11 protein-coding genes are annotated in these 15,103 nt (G+C 70.2%); 6 read left to right on the top strand and 5 right to left on the bottom strand.

Going from position 1 to position 15,103, the window contains the following annotated elements; all coding sequences use genetic code 11:
- Window positions 1–178 precede the first annotated feature (178 nt).
- From tkt to ACFZDC_RS10455, 5 genes are all read right to left on the bottom strand, one after another.
- Entirely contained in the window at window positions 179–2,389 is a 2,211-nt protein-coding gene (gene tkt / locus ACFZDC_RS10475) for a transketolase (RefSeq protein WP_391322175.1), read from the bottom strand.
- Window positions 2,390–2,584: 195 nt separating this feature from the next.
- A complete protein-coding gene (locus ACFZDC_RS10470) occupies window positions 2,585–2,824 on the bottom strand; it encodes a hypothetical protein (RefSeq protein ID WP_391322173.1) in 240 nt (79 codons plus the stop codon).
- Between the two features lie 266 nt (window positions 2,825–3,090).
- The gene (locus tag ACFZDC_RS10465) at window positions 3,091–3,513 is read right to left on the bottom strand and encodes an anti-sigma factor antagonist (RefSeq protein WP_391322171.1); all 423 of its coding nucleotides are present in this window, start codon (window positions 3,511–3,513) and stop codon (window positions 3,091–3,093) included.
- Window positions 3,514–3,595: 82 nt separating this feature from the next.
- On the bottom strand, window positions 3,596–6,034 hold the full coding sequence (locus ACFZDC_RS10460) for a SpoIIE family protein phosphatase (protein WP_391322169.1): 2,439 nt from the start codon (window positions 6,032–6,034) through the stop codon (window positions 3,596–3,598).
- A gap of 157 nt (window positions 6,035–6,191) precedes the next feature.
- Window positions 6,192–7,154, bottom strand: coding sequence for an anti-sigma factor antagonist (locus tag ACFZDC_RS10455; protein ID WP_391322168.1), 963 nt, complete (start codon window positions 7,152–7,154; stop codon window positions 6,192–6,194).
- A gap of 255 nt (window positions 7,155–7,409) precedes the next feature.
- Between ACFZDC_RS10455 and ACFZDC_RS10450 the strand changes: the two genes are divergently transcribed.
- The 6 genes from ACFZDC_RS10450 to pcaC all read left to right on the top strand — a co-directional run bounded on the left by ACFZDC_RS10450 (window position 7,410) and on the right by pcaC (window position 15,103).
- Window positions 7,410–11,573: a SpoIIE family protein phosphatase gene (locus ACFZDC_RS10450; RefSeq protein ID WP_391322166.1), complete on the top strand. Its 4,164-nt coding sequence runs from the start codon at window positions 7,410–7,412 to the stop codon at window positions 11,571–11,573.
- A complete protein-coding gene (locus ACFZDC_RS10445; RefSeq protein ID WP_391322164.1) occupies window positions 11,570–11,857 on the top strand; it encodes an STAS domain-containing protein in 288 nt (95 codons plus the stop codon). The genes ACFZDC_RS10450 and ACFZDC_RS10445 overlap by 4 nt, the downstream gene beginning before the upstream one ends.
- A gap of 824 nt (window positions 11,858–12,681) precedes the next feature.
- Window positions 12,682–12,969 carry a transposase gene (locus ACFZDC_RS10440; RefSeq protein WP_391322162.1) on the top strand — a complete coding sequence of 96 codons (288 nt, stop codon included), beginning with the start codon at window positions 12,682–12,684 and terminating at the stop codon, window positions 12,967–12,969.
- A 1-nt stretch (window position 12,970) separates the two neighbouring features.
- The gene (locus tag ACFZDC_RS10435; protein WP_391322160.1) at window positions 12,971–13,207 is read left to right on the top strand and encodes a hypothetical protein; all 237 of its coding nucleotides are present in this window, start codon (window positions 12,971–12,973) and stop codon (window positions 13,205–13,207) included.
- 220 nt (window positions 13,208–13,427) lie between these two features.
- Complete coding sequence (locus ACFZDC_RS10430) at window positions 13,428–13,781, top strand: transposase (protein ID WP_391322159.1); 354 nt, start codon at window positions 13,428–13,430, stop codon at window positions 13,779–13,781.
- Window positions 13,782–13,813: 32 nt separating this feature from the next.
- Window positions 13,814–15,103, top strand: a complete 1,290-nt coding sequence (pcaC, locus tag ACFZDC_RS10425; protein ID WP_391322157.1) for a 4-carboxymuconolactone decarboxylase — start codon at window positions 13,814–13,816, stop codon at window positions 15,101–15,103.

The following is a 15,103-nucleotide window of genomic DNA, read 5'->3' as shown; positions in this document are numbered from 1 at the left end:
GAATGATCACGGATCCCGTGTCCGCTCTATCGTCCACCCCAACCCGCAGCGTTCTCACGCCAGTTGGGCGATCCCGGGAACTTGCGCAAGCCCTGCTGGTCCGCACCGCCGTCCGATCCCGGCGAAACGGGCCTGCCCCGCCCAACCGGCTTGGGGTCTCCGTCGTAGGGCGGGGCCGTCAGGGGTGGTCGCCGGTGCCGCCGTCGGTGGGGGCGGAGGTACGCTGGTGGCCGCCGGGTCGTGGTGCCTGGCGGGCGTCACGGATGCTGTCGCGGGCGGCCTCGGCAACTGCCTGCGGGGTGATGCCGAACTCGGAATACAGGCGCTGGTAGTCGGCGGAGGCGCCGTAGTGCTCCAGGCTCACGATCCGTCCGGCGTCGCCCACAACCTCGCGCCACCCCTGTCCGACCGCGGCCTCGACGCTGACCCGTGCGCGCACGGACGGCGGCAGGACCTGCCCCTGGTAGGCGGGGGACTGGGCGGCGAACCACTCCCGGCACGGCATCGACACGACCCGCACCGCGAGTGAGTCGGCCGCCAGCAGTTCGCGGGCGTCCAGGGCGATCTGGACCTCGGAACCCGTCGCGATCAGGATGACGTCCGGCGTGGCGCCGTCCGCCGCGTCGGCCAGGACGTATCCGCCTCGGGCCGCGTGCTGGGCGGGGGCGTAGGCTCCGCTGTCGCGGTCGAGGACGGGCAGGTTCTGCCGGGTCAGGATCAGACCGGCGGGCCGGTCCTTGTGTTCCAGGACGGTGCGCCAGCAGGCGGCGGTCTCGTTCGCGTCGGCGGGGCGAACGACGTCCAGGCCGGGGATGGCGCGCAGGGCCGCCAGGTGTTCCACGGGCTGGTGGGTGGGGCCGTCCTCGCCGAGACCGATGGAGTCGTGGGTCCAGACGTAGGTGGCGGGCAGCTTCATCAGCGCGGCCAGGCGTACGGCGGGGCGCATGTAGTCGGAGAACGTCAGGAAGGTGCCGCCGTAGGGGCGGGTCAGGCTCTGCAGTGCGATGCCGTTGAGGATGGCGCCCATCGCGTGCTCGCGGATGCCGAAATGCAGGGTGCGGCCGTACGGGCCGCCCTTCCACTCCTTGGTCTGCCGGCCGGCGGGGACGAAGGAGGGTTCGCCGCTCATGGTGGTGTTGTTGCTCTCGGCCAGGTCCGCCGAACCGCCCCACAGCTCCGGCAGTACCGGCGCGAGCGCGGTCAGGACCTGACCGGACGCCTTGCGGGTGGCCATGCCCTTCGCGTCGGCCGGGAACGTCGGCAGCGCGTCGGCCCAGCCGTCGGGCAGCTCCTGCGCCCGGAGCCGGTCGAGCAGCGCGGCACGGTCCGGGTTCGCCTCCCGCCACGCCGTGAAGCCATGCTCCCACTCGGCGTGTGCGTCGCGGCCCCGGTCGGCCACCCCGCGGGCCCGGCGCAGCACGTCGTCTTCGACGGTGAAGGTGCGCTCCGGGTCGAAGCCGAGTACCTGCTTGGTGGCGGCCACCTCGTCATCGCCCAGAGCCGAGCCGTGCGCCTTCCCGGTGTTCTGCTTGTTCGGCGCGGGCCAGCCGATCAGGGTGCGCAGCATGATCAGCGACGGGCGCCCGGTCTCCCGCTTGGCCTCCTCGATCGCGGCCAGCAGCGCGTCGACGTCCTCGACATAGGAGCCGGTGCGGGTCCAGTCCACGGTCTGCACGTGCCAGCCGTAGGCGGCGTAGCGGGCGGGAACGTCCTCGCTGAAGGAGACGTCGGTGTCGTCCTCGATGGAGATGTGGTTGGAGTCGTAGAACGTGATCAGGTTGCCCAGCTCCTGGTGGCCGGCCAGGGAGGCGGCCTCGGAGGTGACGCCCTCCATCATGTCGCCGTCCGAGGCGATCACGTAGACGTGGTGGTCGAACGGGCTGGCGCCCGGCGTGGCGTCGGGATCCAGCAGGCCGCGCTCGCGGCGGGCGGCCATCGCCATGCCCACCGCGCTGGCCAGACCCTGGCCCAGCGGACCGGTGGTGATCTCCACACCGCGGGTGTGCCGGTACTCCGGGTGACCGGGGGTGGCCGAACCCCAGGTCCGGTACGCCTCCAGGTCGGAAAGCTCCAACCCGTACCCGGAGAGGTAGAGCTGGATGTAAAGGGTCAGACTCGAGTGTCCGCAGGAGAGCACAAACCGGTCGCGTCCCAGCCACTGGTCGTCGTGCGGGTCGTGCCGCATGACGTTCTGGAACAGCAGGTAGGCGAGCGGGGCCAGGCTCATCGCCGTGCCGGGATGGCCGTTGCCCACCTTCTGCACCGCGTCGGCCGCCAGCAACCGTGCGGTGTCGACCGCCCGCACGTCGACGGCGTCCCAGCCGGCCCGGTCCGCCACCGGCGCGGGTACCGACCTGCTCCGCTGGATGCTCGACTGCTCACTTGCCATGCCAGTTACTCCTAACGAACCGGTTTAACGGATTTGCCATCCTGTGGTCGAACTTCCTGCAAGTGACGAAAGCCGCTCTCCGGATGAACAGAGAGAAAGCCCGCCCGGCGCTTTGGGTCGGGAGGCGGGCCTTGTACGTAGGCGGGTGCTGTCCCGCGTCCTGGGCTTGTGCAGCCTTGACTGGTGAAGGGGCGCTCAGCGGTTGTCGTCGTAGGAGTCGCGGCTGCCGGACTTGGCCAGCCCTCGGCTGATCATGTAACCAGCGGTCAGGATCACGATGTACAGCCACGCCTTATCGGCGCGGAAGTAGTCGGCGTGACCGTCGTCGTCTCCGACGGCCATGGAGGCGATCAGCACCGCGACGACGGAAGCGAGGTAGATGAAGAACTCGGTGGTCTTCAGCGCTGATTTCGTTTCGGTCGAAAGCCTGCGCACGGGGTGAGCCGTGGAGTCGTTGCCTGCGCGGTGGGCCGAGTTGCCGGCGGGTTCATAGTGGTCATGGGCGCGCGTCCTCAAGGGGTTGTGAAGTATGGCTGCACTCCACCGAGGCATTACCGGAAGATCGTCGTGCCCCCTACGAGTACCCATGGGCAGGGGCGGAAACAGGACTCATGCCGCGGGCGGCCTCCGGCTCCGGGGTCACGGCTGTCCGGGCCGTCCTTTGTTCTTCTTCGGGGGCGGCCGGTCGGCGGGCGACGGGGTCAGTCTTCGGAGAGGACGTCCTTGACCGTCTCGTGCAGGGGCAGGACGGACGTGAGGCGGGTGAGTTCGAGGATGCGTCTGACCTCCGGTTGGATCCCGGTCAACGCGAACCGGTGCCCGGCGTCGGAACGGCGGCGGTGGATGTCGACAAAGGCTCCCAGAGCGCTGGAGTCGCAGAAGTCCACATGGGTCAGATCCAGGATCAGCAGCGGGACGTTCCGCATTTCGGTGGTGGTGAGATGGCCCAGCAGCTGGGACGCGGTGTGGTAGTCGATGGGACCGTCCACGGTGACGACCGCGTGTCGCGGACCGTGGTGCGATGCGAGGGTCAGTGTCGGGCCGGCGGGGAGCAGACTGTTGGAGTCGACCTGTGGTGCGCTGTCGGTGGGCTTGTGCGCCCCGGGGCCGGGGGAGGGGGTCATCGGGAGTGGCTCTCCAATATCCGGGGCGAAGGGGTGGGCTGGTTGTCGGGGTGCCGGTCGAGGAGTCGACCGGGGCACGTGGTCATGAGGTCTTGACCTCCGCCCACACGACTTTTCCTCCGTCGATCCAGCGGGTGCCCCATCGTGTCGCGATGGCGTCGATGAGGAATATGCCGCGATGCCCGAACTCCCCGGGCTGGGAAACGATGAGACGAGGCTCCTCGCGGCTGCTGTCCGTGACCTCCAGGACGACGCGTTCACCGGCTCTCCGCAGCTCGACGCGCAGCGGTGTCCTGGCGTGGCGGACGGCGTTGGCGACCAACTCGTCTGCGATCAGCATCATGTCGTTCGCCAGATGTTGCAGGCCCCACTCGTGCAGGACCCTGGACACCAGGTCACGGGCGTCGGGGACCGCGCTGGAGACCGGGGGGTAGTCACGTGCGACCGCCACCACCTGGTGCGACGCGTCCTCGGGCCGGTACAGGTACAGCAGGGCGATGTCGTCGTCGTGCTGACCGCCGGCCAGGGCGTCCAGCCAGGAGTCGCAGTCCGCCTCGATCTCGCCCACGGGCCCGGCCAGCAGCTCCCGCAGCTGCCGCAGTCCGTCGTCGATGGGGCGCCCGCGGCGTTCGACCAGGCCATCGGTGTACAGCAGCAGCCGCGATCCGGGCGGCAGCGAGACCTCCTGCTCCGCATAGCGGTGCCTGCCCACCCCCAACGGCGGGCCGACCTTCTCGTCGAGGAATCGCACGCCGCCTGCCGGGTCGCGCCGGGCCGGCGGCAAGTGCCCGGCGACGGCGGCGCGCAACTGGTCCCGGCGCGGGTCGAGCACCGCGTACACGCACGTGGCGATGGAGCCGGGAGCGATGTCGTCCACCAGGACGCTCAGCTGCTCCAGCACGTCGGCGGGAGCCAGACCGAGCTGTGCGTAGGCCCAGCAGGCCGTGCGGATCTGGCCCATGACCGCCGCCGCCCTGACGCCCTTGCCCATCACGTCACCGACGACCAGCGCCACTTCGCCGTCCGGTAGCGGTATGAGGTCCACCCAGTCACCACCGGCGCCGCGATCCCGTGCCGCGGGCAGGTACCGTGACGTGCTGGCGATCCCGTCGACGTGAGGCAGCGCCGGCAGCAGGTGGCGTTGGAGCTCTGCGGCCGCCTCCCGCTCCTGGCGGTACGTCTGCGCGTTCTGCAGCGCCACGGCGGTCTGCGCGGCGAGGCCGGTGACCAGGCGTTCGTGTCGCTCCGTGAAGACCCCCCGTTCGGGATGGCCGAAGAAGAACCCGCCGAGCACCGTCCCCCGGGACATCACCGGAACGGCCAGATAGCTGCATACCGGCAGGTGCCCTTCCGGCATGCCGTGGTGCGGTGCGTTGTGCCCGTAACGCGGATCCGCGGTGATGTCCTCGGACCGCACCACGCCGAGGCCCCGGAAGGTCTGCTCGAACACCTGGGTGTTGCGAGGCATGGGGAACTTGTCGAAGGCCGACCGGTCGACACCGGAGATCACGTAGAGCAGGTACGACTCTCCGGTCTCACCCAGGACGTTGTAGAAGAACGCGCCGAACGCCGCTCCGGCCAGGCGGGTGGCGGCGTCGACCGCGCGCTGGACCAGCGCGTCGAGGTCGAGTTCCGCCGCCAGGACACTGCCGACCTCCTGCAGCAGCTCGACGATCAACGCCTCCTCGCGCAGCTCCCGCTCCCGCTGCTCCAGCTGCTGCTGAGAGCGGCACAGCTCCGTCGCAGCGGAGCACAGCTCGGCCACGACCGTCTGCAGACGAGCGGCCCTCTGCCCCACCAGACTCTCCATGCTCTCCAGGAGAAGGCGACCCGCGTCCGCCTCCTCTGCGGGCGAGGGCCGGCCGGCCGACAGCAGCGCCAGGCGCGTGCCGGCGGTCACGGTGCGGAAGAGCGTAATGACCTCGGCGGGCAGCGGAACGCGGGAGAACAGCACCACCGCGAACCCCTCGCCCGGCGACAGGGTGCCCCCGAAGGCCAGTGCGCAACGGACGCCCTGCCCCGGGAGGAGTTCCTCCAGCCCGTCAACCTGACTGCCGGACAAGTGCACGACCTCGACGTCCCCATCCGGTAGCACAGCGCCGTCCGCCTCCCGGGGCGCCACTCCCAGGCGTTCGAGCAGCCGGTGCACCCACGGTGTCTCGCGGGCGGCGCCGGACGACGGTAGCGGCACGTGCAGCGGACCGGAGCCTTCCGCGCCCGGCCAGCGGACGTCCGCGCCACCGAATCCGGCCAGGGTCAGACGCCGCGCGTGCTCAGCACGGGCTCCCGCGGCTGCCGGTGCCCCGGTGACGGCGTTCCATGGCCCGGCGAGAAAGACGCCCACGGCAGGACAGGCCCGTCCGTCATGACCGTCGACCAGGCTGTCGTAGAAGAAGTCGGCGACGATCTGCGCCGCCGAGTCCGGTGACGGCGCACCACTGGCGGCCGCCCGCAGCAGAGCACTGCATCTGGCCGTTTCACTGAGACCGAAAGCCGACAGGTCGAACCGGACGTCCTGCACGTTGTGTCGCACCTCGAATAGCTGCAGAGGGGTAGGCCATGGATGACAGCAGGATCATGGGCATCAAAGGTTAACCCCGGGCCGATTCTGGTTCGTCCCGATCCGTGCTTCCATCGCGTACCCAGGCCGATCCGTGCCGATGCGGTGTGGGCCGAGTTCAGCGGCGTGGCGCGGTGAGGGCGTCCTCGACAGTCGAGTGGACGGTGAACACCTGATCAAGGCCCACGGTCCGGAAGACGCGGGTGAGGTCGTGGCTGAGTCCGGTCAGGCTGAGGGGACAGCCGGCGGCCTCAGCACGGTGGTAGGCGGTCACGAGCACGGTGATGCCCGTGGAGTCGCAGTAGGAGACACCGCCGAGGTCGATCACCAGGGGCGCGTCTGGAGCGAACGGGGCGCTGTCCAGCGCCTGGGTGAGCTGTGGCGCGGTGTGGTGGTCGAGTTCGCCTGTCACCCGCAACACGACGGGGCCGCCCTCGTGGATCTGCTGTACGACGGACAGAGTGGGCTCACTCACCGGTTCTCCTGATGGGGTGATGCGGGCGGTACGGGCACGGACAGGGCGAGCAGAGCGATCGGCACGCCGTGCGCGTTCGGCGGCGACCGGGCGTACGGGTGACAGGCGCAGGTCGAGTTCTTCCATCACCAGCTCCGCCAGATCCCGCAGGGCGTCGAGCTGGTCGTCGCTGGGCCGGCGCGGGCGGGTGTCCAGCACGTTGACGGTGCCCAGACGCTCCCCGTCGGCCGTGGTGATCGGCGCGGCGGCGTAGAACCGGATGCCGAGATCACCGCGGACCAGGGGGTGATCCACGGTACGCGGATCGGTGACGGCATCGGTGACCACGTAGGGGTCCGGCTGCAGGACGGCGGAGGCCGACAGTCCCGGGACGCGGACCGTCTCGGTCGCTCCGACGGTGCCGTACGACGCGATGAGCCGCACCCGATCGGTGTGCACGATCGCCGCACTGGCCATCGGGGCGCCGAAGATCCGGGCCGCGAGGGAGACGATCTTGCAGAGGGCATGGCCGGACGAGGTGTCGATGGGGTACCTGCGGACGGCGGCTATGCGTCTGTTCTCGTCGGACGTGGGGGCGAGGAGACGTGCCGGCGCACTCGAAGCCACAGCCTGCCTCCCGCTTCAGTGGTTTCCTCGCCATGCCGAGTTCTGGTGCCCCACATGGTGGGCCTATCCTACGAAGCGATCGTTTTGCGGAGGACAGGACCATCACGCTACCTGGCGGAAGAGCGTGCCCGATGGGCGCTGCCCGTGCCGGAGGGCCTGCGGAAGTGCCGCCCCGGTTTGGACGGGGACGAAGTGTGCCTTCGGGGCGGCGTACGCGGTGACTGGTCTGGATGGCGTGAAGGAAAGGTGTGTGCTGTGGCGGGTTCCGCGGACACTGAACACGCGCCGTCGAATGCGGCGGCCGGTGTGTTCGCCGCCGACGCGGAGGTCGGCGAAGATCTTGCCGCGGTGGACTGGACCGCGACCCCGCTCGGACCGCCGGACGGCTGGCCGCAGAGCTTGCAGACGGCGGTCAGCATCCTGTTGTCGTCTCGGTTTCCCATGTGGATGGCCTGGGGACCCGAGCTGACGTTTTTCTGCAACGCCGCCTACCGCCGGGACACCCTGGGGCAGAAGTACCCGTGGGCGCTGGGCCGTCCGGCGAGCGAGGTCTGGGCGGAGATCTGGGACGACATCGGCCCGCGTATCGACGCCGTGCTGGCCGCGGGCAAGGCCACCTGGGATGAGGCGCTGCTGCTGTTCCTGGAGCGCTCGGGCTACCCGGAGGAGTCGTACCACACCTTCTCCTACAGCCCGCTGCGGGACGATTCCGGCGCGGTGGTCGGGATGCTGTGCGTGGTGAGCGAGGACACCGAGCGGGTCATCGGTGAACGGCGGATGGCGACGCTGCGGGACCTGGGTTCGGACCCGAGCGTCGTGCGGACCGAGGAGGAGATGTTGGCCTTCGCCGGTCAGCAGCTCGGTCGCAACCTGCGTGACCTGCCCTTCACCCTGACGTACCTCTTCCAGTCGGACGGCACCGCCCGATTGGCGGGATGCACCGGGCTGACGGCGGGGCACGCCGCGGCGCAGGCCACTGTGCCGGCTGACGCGGAGGACGCGCTGTGGCCGACCGCCGCCCTGGCACGAGGGGAGACGGCGGTGACCGATCTCGACGGAGCCCCGTTCACCGCGCTGCCCGTCGGGCCGTGGCCCGAGCCGCCGGCCCGGGCACTGGTCGTTCCCCTGCTGCAACAGGGCAGTGCCCCTTACGGGTTCCTGGTGACCGGACTGAACCGCTACCGGCCCCTGGACGCGGGCTACCGCGGCTTCGTCGAACTGGTCGCCGGCCACATCGCGGCCGGGATCTCCAGCGCGCGCAGTTACCAGGCCCAGCAGCGCCGGGCGGAGGAACTGGCGGAGCTGGACCGGGCGAAGACCACCTTCTTCTCCAACATCAGCCACGAGTTCCGCACCCCGCTCACGCTGATCATGGGGCCGGTGGAAGAGCTCCGCGCGCAGTTCGACGGGGGCGATCCCCGGGTGCGCGACGAACTGGAGGCCATTCATCGCAACAGCCTGCGGCTCGGAAAACTCGTCAACAGTCTGCTGGACTTCTCCCGCATCGAGGCGGGACGGATGCAGGCCAGGTACGAGCCCGTCGACCTGTCGGCGGTCACCGCCGAGTTGGCCAGTGTCTTCCGCTCGGCAGTGGACAAGGCAGGTCTCGTCTTCGAGGTCGACTGCCCCGCGCTGGACGAGCCGGTGCACATCGACCGGGGCATGTGGGAGAAGGTGGTCCTCAACCTCATCAGCAACGCGCTGAAGTTCACCTTCGAGGGGTCCATCCGCGTCTCGGTCCGCGCCGAGGGCGAAAACGCGATGGTCACGGTCGCCGACACCGGCATCGGCGTGCCCGCCGAGGAGATGTCGAGGCTCTTCGAGCGTTTCCACCGCATCGAGAGCGCCCGCTCGCGGTCCAACGAGGGCAGCGGTATCGGTCTCGCGCTGGTCAGGGAGCTCGTCGGCCTCCACGGCGGGACGATCACCGCGGACAGCACGCTGGGCCAGGGCACCCGCTTCACCATCCGTCTGCCCTTCGGTACGCAGCACCTGGCGGCCGACGCGCTCGCGCCGGCCGCCTCCACCCCCGCCCCCTCGGCCACGGCCGAGCCGTATGTCCTGGAGGCGCTGCGCTGGCTCCCCACGGACACGTCCGGCGAGGAGACACCGGTGGCGCCGACGACGAGCGACACCGCCTACACCTCGGGTCCGGCGGTACAGGCGCGGGTGCTGATCGCGGACGACAACGCCGACATGCGTGAGTACCTGACCCGGATCCTGCGCAGCGCCGGATACCACGTACATGCGGTCCCCGACGGGCAGGAGGCGCTGCGGGCCGTCCGCGCGGACGCTCCCGACCTCGTGGTCAGCGACGTCATGATGCCCCGTCTGGACGGGCTCTCCCTGGTGCGGGAGCTGCGCGCCGACCCGCGCACCGCTGCCGTGCCCGTGCTGCTGCTGTCCGCCCGGGCAGGACAGGAAGCCTCCATCGAGGGCCTTCAGGCCGGTGCGGACGACTACCTCGTCAAGCCGTTCGCGGCGGCTGAGCTGCTGGCACGGGTGCGGGCCAACGTGGAACTGTCCCGGCTACGCACGCACCACGCCCGCTGGCGCACCGCGCTGGTCGACTCCCTGCAGGAGGCGTTCTTCGTCTGTGACGAGGAGGGGGCGGTGGTCGAGATCAACGCGGCGTTCACCGACATCCTCGGATACGGTCTCCAAGAGCTGCCCTACCAGCCGATCCATCCCTGGTGGCCGGAGGCCGACAGCGATCCGGAGGGCCACGCGGAGGTCGCCCGCGCCTTCGCCGGACTGATGGAGGACGGACACGGCCGATACACCATCCCCGTCACCCACTGCGACGGGCACCGGCTGTGGGTCGATGTCGCCTTCAACCACGCCAAGGACCCCGACACGGGCCGACGTGTGGTCGTCGGCACCTTCCGGGACGTCACCGCCGAGCACTACGCCGTCCAGCGCGATGGCGCCCTGGCGGCGCTGAGTCTGCGCCTGTCCCAGGCCACCAGCCTGCCCGAGGCCCTGAACGGTGCCCTGAGTGAACTCAAGGAGCTCTGGCGAGCACGGCAGGTCCTGGCCGTCGTCTTCGGCCATCACAGGGATCCCCTTGTGACCGCCACGGACCCCGCACCGGACTGGCCGGACCTGCCGTCCAGCCAGCGCGAGGCGCTGACCTCCCTGCGCGAGCGGCCTCTGCTCACCCCGGTCACCGATCACACCAGTGCGGGCATCTCCCTGGAGCATCCCGACGGCCCCATGGTGCTGTGGGTGGACCTGGGAACCAACCGGCCGTTCACCGCCGAGGACCAGTTGTTGCTGTCGCTACTGGCGGGGCACCTGGCCCAGGGCATGGTCCGCGTCCACCAGATCGATCAGCAGCGCGAGACCGCCATCGCCCTGCAGCGGGCCATCCTCGGCCCCTCCCACCTGCCCGAAGGCTTCGCCGTCCGATACGAACCGGCCACCCAGCCGCTGGAGGTGGGCGGTGACTGGTACGACACCGTGGCGCTGCCCGACGGACGCATCGGCATCGTCGTCGGTGACTGCGTCGGCCGGGGACTGGAAGCGGCCACCGTCATGGGCCAGCTGCGCAGCGCCTGCCGGGCGCTGCTCCTGCAGGACGCCAACCCGGCCCAGACCCTCATGGCGCTGGACCACTTCGCCGCCGGCATTCCCGGAGCGCTGTGCACCACCGCCTTCTGCGGCGTCCTCGACCCGGAGACCGGCCATCTGATCTACGCCAGCGCCGGGCATCCGCCGGGCATACTCGCCCACCACGACGGCACGATCCGCCTGCTCGAGGACGGGCGGTCGCTTCCCCTGGCCGTCCGCCCCGGCCGGCCACGCCCTGAGGGCGAATGCACCATCCCGGCCCGCGCGACCCTGCTGCTGTACACCGACGGCCTCGTCGAGCGCCGCCGACGTCCGCTGAGCGTGGGCATCGATCAGGCGGGCGCAGCCGTTCAGGACGGAAGGGACGCCACTGTCGACGATCTCGCAACCCAGGTGATGACCCGCCTGGCCCCCGAGAACGGCTACGACGACGACGTCGCCCTGTTGCTGTACCGGCACCCCGCCCCGCTGGAGATGACCTTCCCCGCCGAGTCCTCGCAGCTCGCACCGGTCCGCCAGGCCCTGCGAACCTGGCTCGAACGGTGCCAGCTCCCTCCGCAGACCGCGCAGAGCGTTCTGGTCGCCGCCGGCGAAGCCTGCGCCAACGCCATCGAGCACGGCCACCGTCACACCCCGGGCCAGCCCGTCCGGCTGCGCGCCGAGGCGTACGTGGACGACCTGCGCCTGATCATCGCCGACACCGGACAGTGGAAAACCCCGCAACCCGAGGCCAACGCCCACCGCGGCCGCGGCATGACCCTGATGAAGGCCATGATGCAGGACGTCACCGTCAGCTCCGACGCCGCCGGCACCACCGTCCAGATGCGCACAAGGATCGCCTCATGACCACCCCGCTCACGCTGACCCCGGGCCGGCGGCCCGACGGCACCCTCCTGCTGACAGCCGTCGGTGAGATCGACATGACCAACACCGGCACCCTCTGCGAGGCACTGGACGCCACCCACGGGCCGGTCATCCTCGACCTCACCGGCGTCGAGTACCTGGACAGCGCCGGCCTCAACGTCCTCTTCGCCCGCGCCGACCGGGTCGAACTAGTGGCGACGCCTCTGCTCGCTCCCGTGCTGACGATCTCGGGACTGGCCGAGCTCACCACTGTCCACGGCCTCTGACGGATGCTGATGGCGGGTTCGCGTACCCGTGGGGCGGTCGGCAATGGCCGCCAAGGCTGCGGTCGGGTCCGGCGAACGCACCCCTTCCAGCACCTGGGCGGGGGAGGAGGCGCCGAGCACATCGCGGACTGCCTCGCCATCAACAACCTTGTGCCCATCACCACTCTCAGTGTCTCTGTCGAGCCGCACGGGGCGATGAACTTGCCGACCGACCCCGACGGGCACTGGGCGCACCGCTGCCGCTCATCCCTCGTGATGCGCGCTTGGAGAAACCTGGAAGCGACGGGCTCGTAGCGGAGGGCGGCCCCGCGTGATCAACCGAAGGCGGAGCACTCCCCTTATGGATAGCGCTGATTGCGGCCCTGCGCGCGGAAACGGCGGCCCCTGCCCGTTACGTTCCTGCTCAGCAAGTGTCGACCCTCGCGGCCCCCAGTGATGCTCCGCAGGGGCTACAAGCCGTTCGTCAATGCCGGTCACGAATGGGCGAGTAGTCAACACAGTGTCAGCCCGTCCAGGCCAGGTTCAGTGCCGCTTCGTTCGAAGCCATCCGGCAGTGATCGCGTCCCGCCGTTGTGCCGGGATCGATGGGACCCTTGCGCAGTGCCGTCCCGGACGGGGGTCTGACTCATGAGATCTATGACCGAAGTGTCCAGTCACGGGCTTGTCGACTGTCGTTGCGGCATGGTTTCTGCCGTCACCGAGCCGCAGGGCGTGTCCCCATAGGGGCCTTGCCGACGATCAGGCGCCCTCACAGTTCAGACCGCCTGAGCAGGCCGGTGCCATTCACCCCAGCCAGCACGTCACCACGTGGGAGGCGAACCATCATGACGACCCGACAGCGCAGCACCTCCTCGAGCACGGATCCTCCGGTTCGGCGCGAGGTCATCCTGGGTGTGGACACGCACGGCGAAGTTCATGTCGCCGCCGTGATCTCCCCACTCGGGAAGATCTTGGGCACCGAGTCCTTCCCGGCCACGGCGGCCGGCTACCGGCAGCTGCTCGTCTGGGCTCGCAAACGGGGGACGGTGCGCCGAGCCGGCGTGGAGGGCACCGGCACCTTCGGCGCGGGCCTGTCCCGCTACCTGCTGGCGCAGCAGATCCAAGGTGTATGAGGTGAATCGGCCCGACCGCTCGGCCCGCCGGCTGCTGGGCAAGTCGGATCCGCTCGACGCGCAGGCCGCCGCGCGAGCCGTGCTCAGCGGCCGCGCCCGGGCCCGGGCCAAATCCGGCGACGGTCCGGTGCACAGTGCCCGGTTGTTAAAGCTCGCCAAGGACTCCGCGGTCAAGGCCCGCACTCAGGCGATCAACCAGCTCAAGGCCATCCTGGTCATCGCCGACCCCGCCCTGTGAGAACAGCTGTCCAGTTTGGGCAACCGCGAGCTGTTCCGCACCTGCGCACGCCTCGGCCCACCCGACGGCGGGGGAGACGAGGACGCGGTGGCCCAAGCCACCCACCTGACGTTGCGCATGCTCGCCGAACGCATCGAACAGCTCACCGGACAGATCAATGAGCTGAACCAACGCCTGACCCGGCTCGTCGAACGTCACGGCCCCACAGCTGCTCGTACCGGTGGGCATCGGTCCGGACAGCGCCGTCACTCTCCTGATCACCATGGGGGACAACCCCGAGCGGCTGAACACCGAAGCGTCCTTTGCTGCCCTTTGCGGAGTCAGCCCCATCGAGTATTCGTCGGGCCGTCGGAGCACGCGCCGGCTCAACTACGGCGGCGACCGGCAGGCCAACGCCGCCCTGCACCGCATCGTCTTCACCTGGCTGCGCCACGACCCGCGCACCCAGGCGTACTACGAACGCCGCACGCAGGAGGGCAAGACCCGACGTGAGATCGTCCGATGCCTCAAGCGATATGCGGCCCGCGAGGTCTTCAACCTGGTCAGACCGATTTCCCGCACCCCTGCGTTATAGGGGCGTCAGTTAGACGTGAGAGGGTCTGGGGCGTGAGTGAGACACCCCCGAACACCCTGCAATACCGCTTTGACGGGCCAGAAGACGCTCCGGTCCTGATCCTGGGTCCCTCACTGGGTACCACGTGGCACATGTGGGACCGGCAGGTCCCCGAGCTGACGAAGCAGTGGCGGATCTTCCGGTTCGACCTGCCGGGCCACGGCGGCGCCCCCGCCCACCCGGCCGGCTCGATCAACGAGCTGGCGGACCGCCTGCTGGTCACGCTGGACGCGCTCGGTGTCCAGCGCTTCGGTTACGCCGGCTGTGCGCTGGGCGGCGCGGTCGGCATCGAGCTGGCCCTGCGCCGCCCCGAGCGGCTGGCCTCGCTCGCGCTGGTCGCCGCCTCACCCCGGTTCGGCACCGCCGACGAGTTCCGCCAGCGTGGGGTGATCGTCCGGACGAACGGGCTCGACCCGATCGCCCGGACCGCGCCCGACCGCTGGTTCACCGGCGGGTTCTCCGCGGCGCAGCCCGCGATCACCGAGTGGGCCGTGCAGATGGTGCGCACCACCGATCCGGGCTGCTACATCGCCGCCTGCGAGGCGCTCGCCGGGTTCGACGTCCGGACCGAGCTGGGCCGGGTCGGCGTGCCGACCCTGGTGCTGGTCGGTTCCGACGACCGGGTCACCGGCCCGGCCGAGGCCCGCACCCTGGTCGCCGGGATACCGGACGCCCGGCTCGCGGTCGTACCCGGTGCCTCCCACCTGGTGCCGGTGGAGCAGCCCGCCGCCGTCACCGACCTGTTGGTACGGCACTTCTCCACCGCCTGGCAGCAGCCCTACGAGACCGGCCAGACCGCCCTTCCGGCCGCGCCGGTCAACCCGGCTCTGGTCGCGGCGCCGCAGGTCGTGCCCGTCGCCGAGATCGCCCCCGCCGTCGTACCGGACCAGCCGCTCGGGCAGCCCGACCGGTACGAGACCGGGCTGAAGATCCGCAGGGAGGTGCTGGGCGACGCGCATGTGGACCGGGTGCTGGCCCAGGCCGACGACTTCTCCGGCGACTTCCAGGAGTTCGTCACCCGCTACGCCTGGGGTGAGATCTGGGACCGGCCGGGCCTGGACCGCCGTACCCGCAGCTGTGTGACGCTCACCGCGCTGGTCGCCGGCGGCCACCTGGACGAGCTGGCCTTCCACACCCGCGCCGCCCTGCGCAACGGCCTGACTCCGGGCGAGATCAAGGAGGTGCTGCTGCAGGCGGCCGTGTACTGCGGTGTCCCGGCGGCGAACAGCGCCTTCCGGGTGGCCCAGCAGGTCATCCGTGAGGAGACCACGCCCGCGGAGTGA

It is taken from the genome of Streptomyces sp. NPDC007905 (genome assembly GCF_042959345.1).
Lineage (GTDB): Bacteria > Actinomycetota > Actinomycetes > Streptomycetales > Streptomycetaceae > Streptomyces.
The sequence above is the reverse complement of the archived record's forward strand: the minus strand, read 5'-3'. Positions and strand labels throughout refer to the sequence as shown.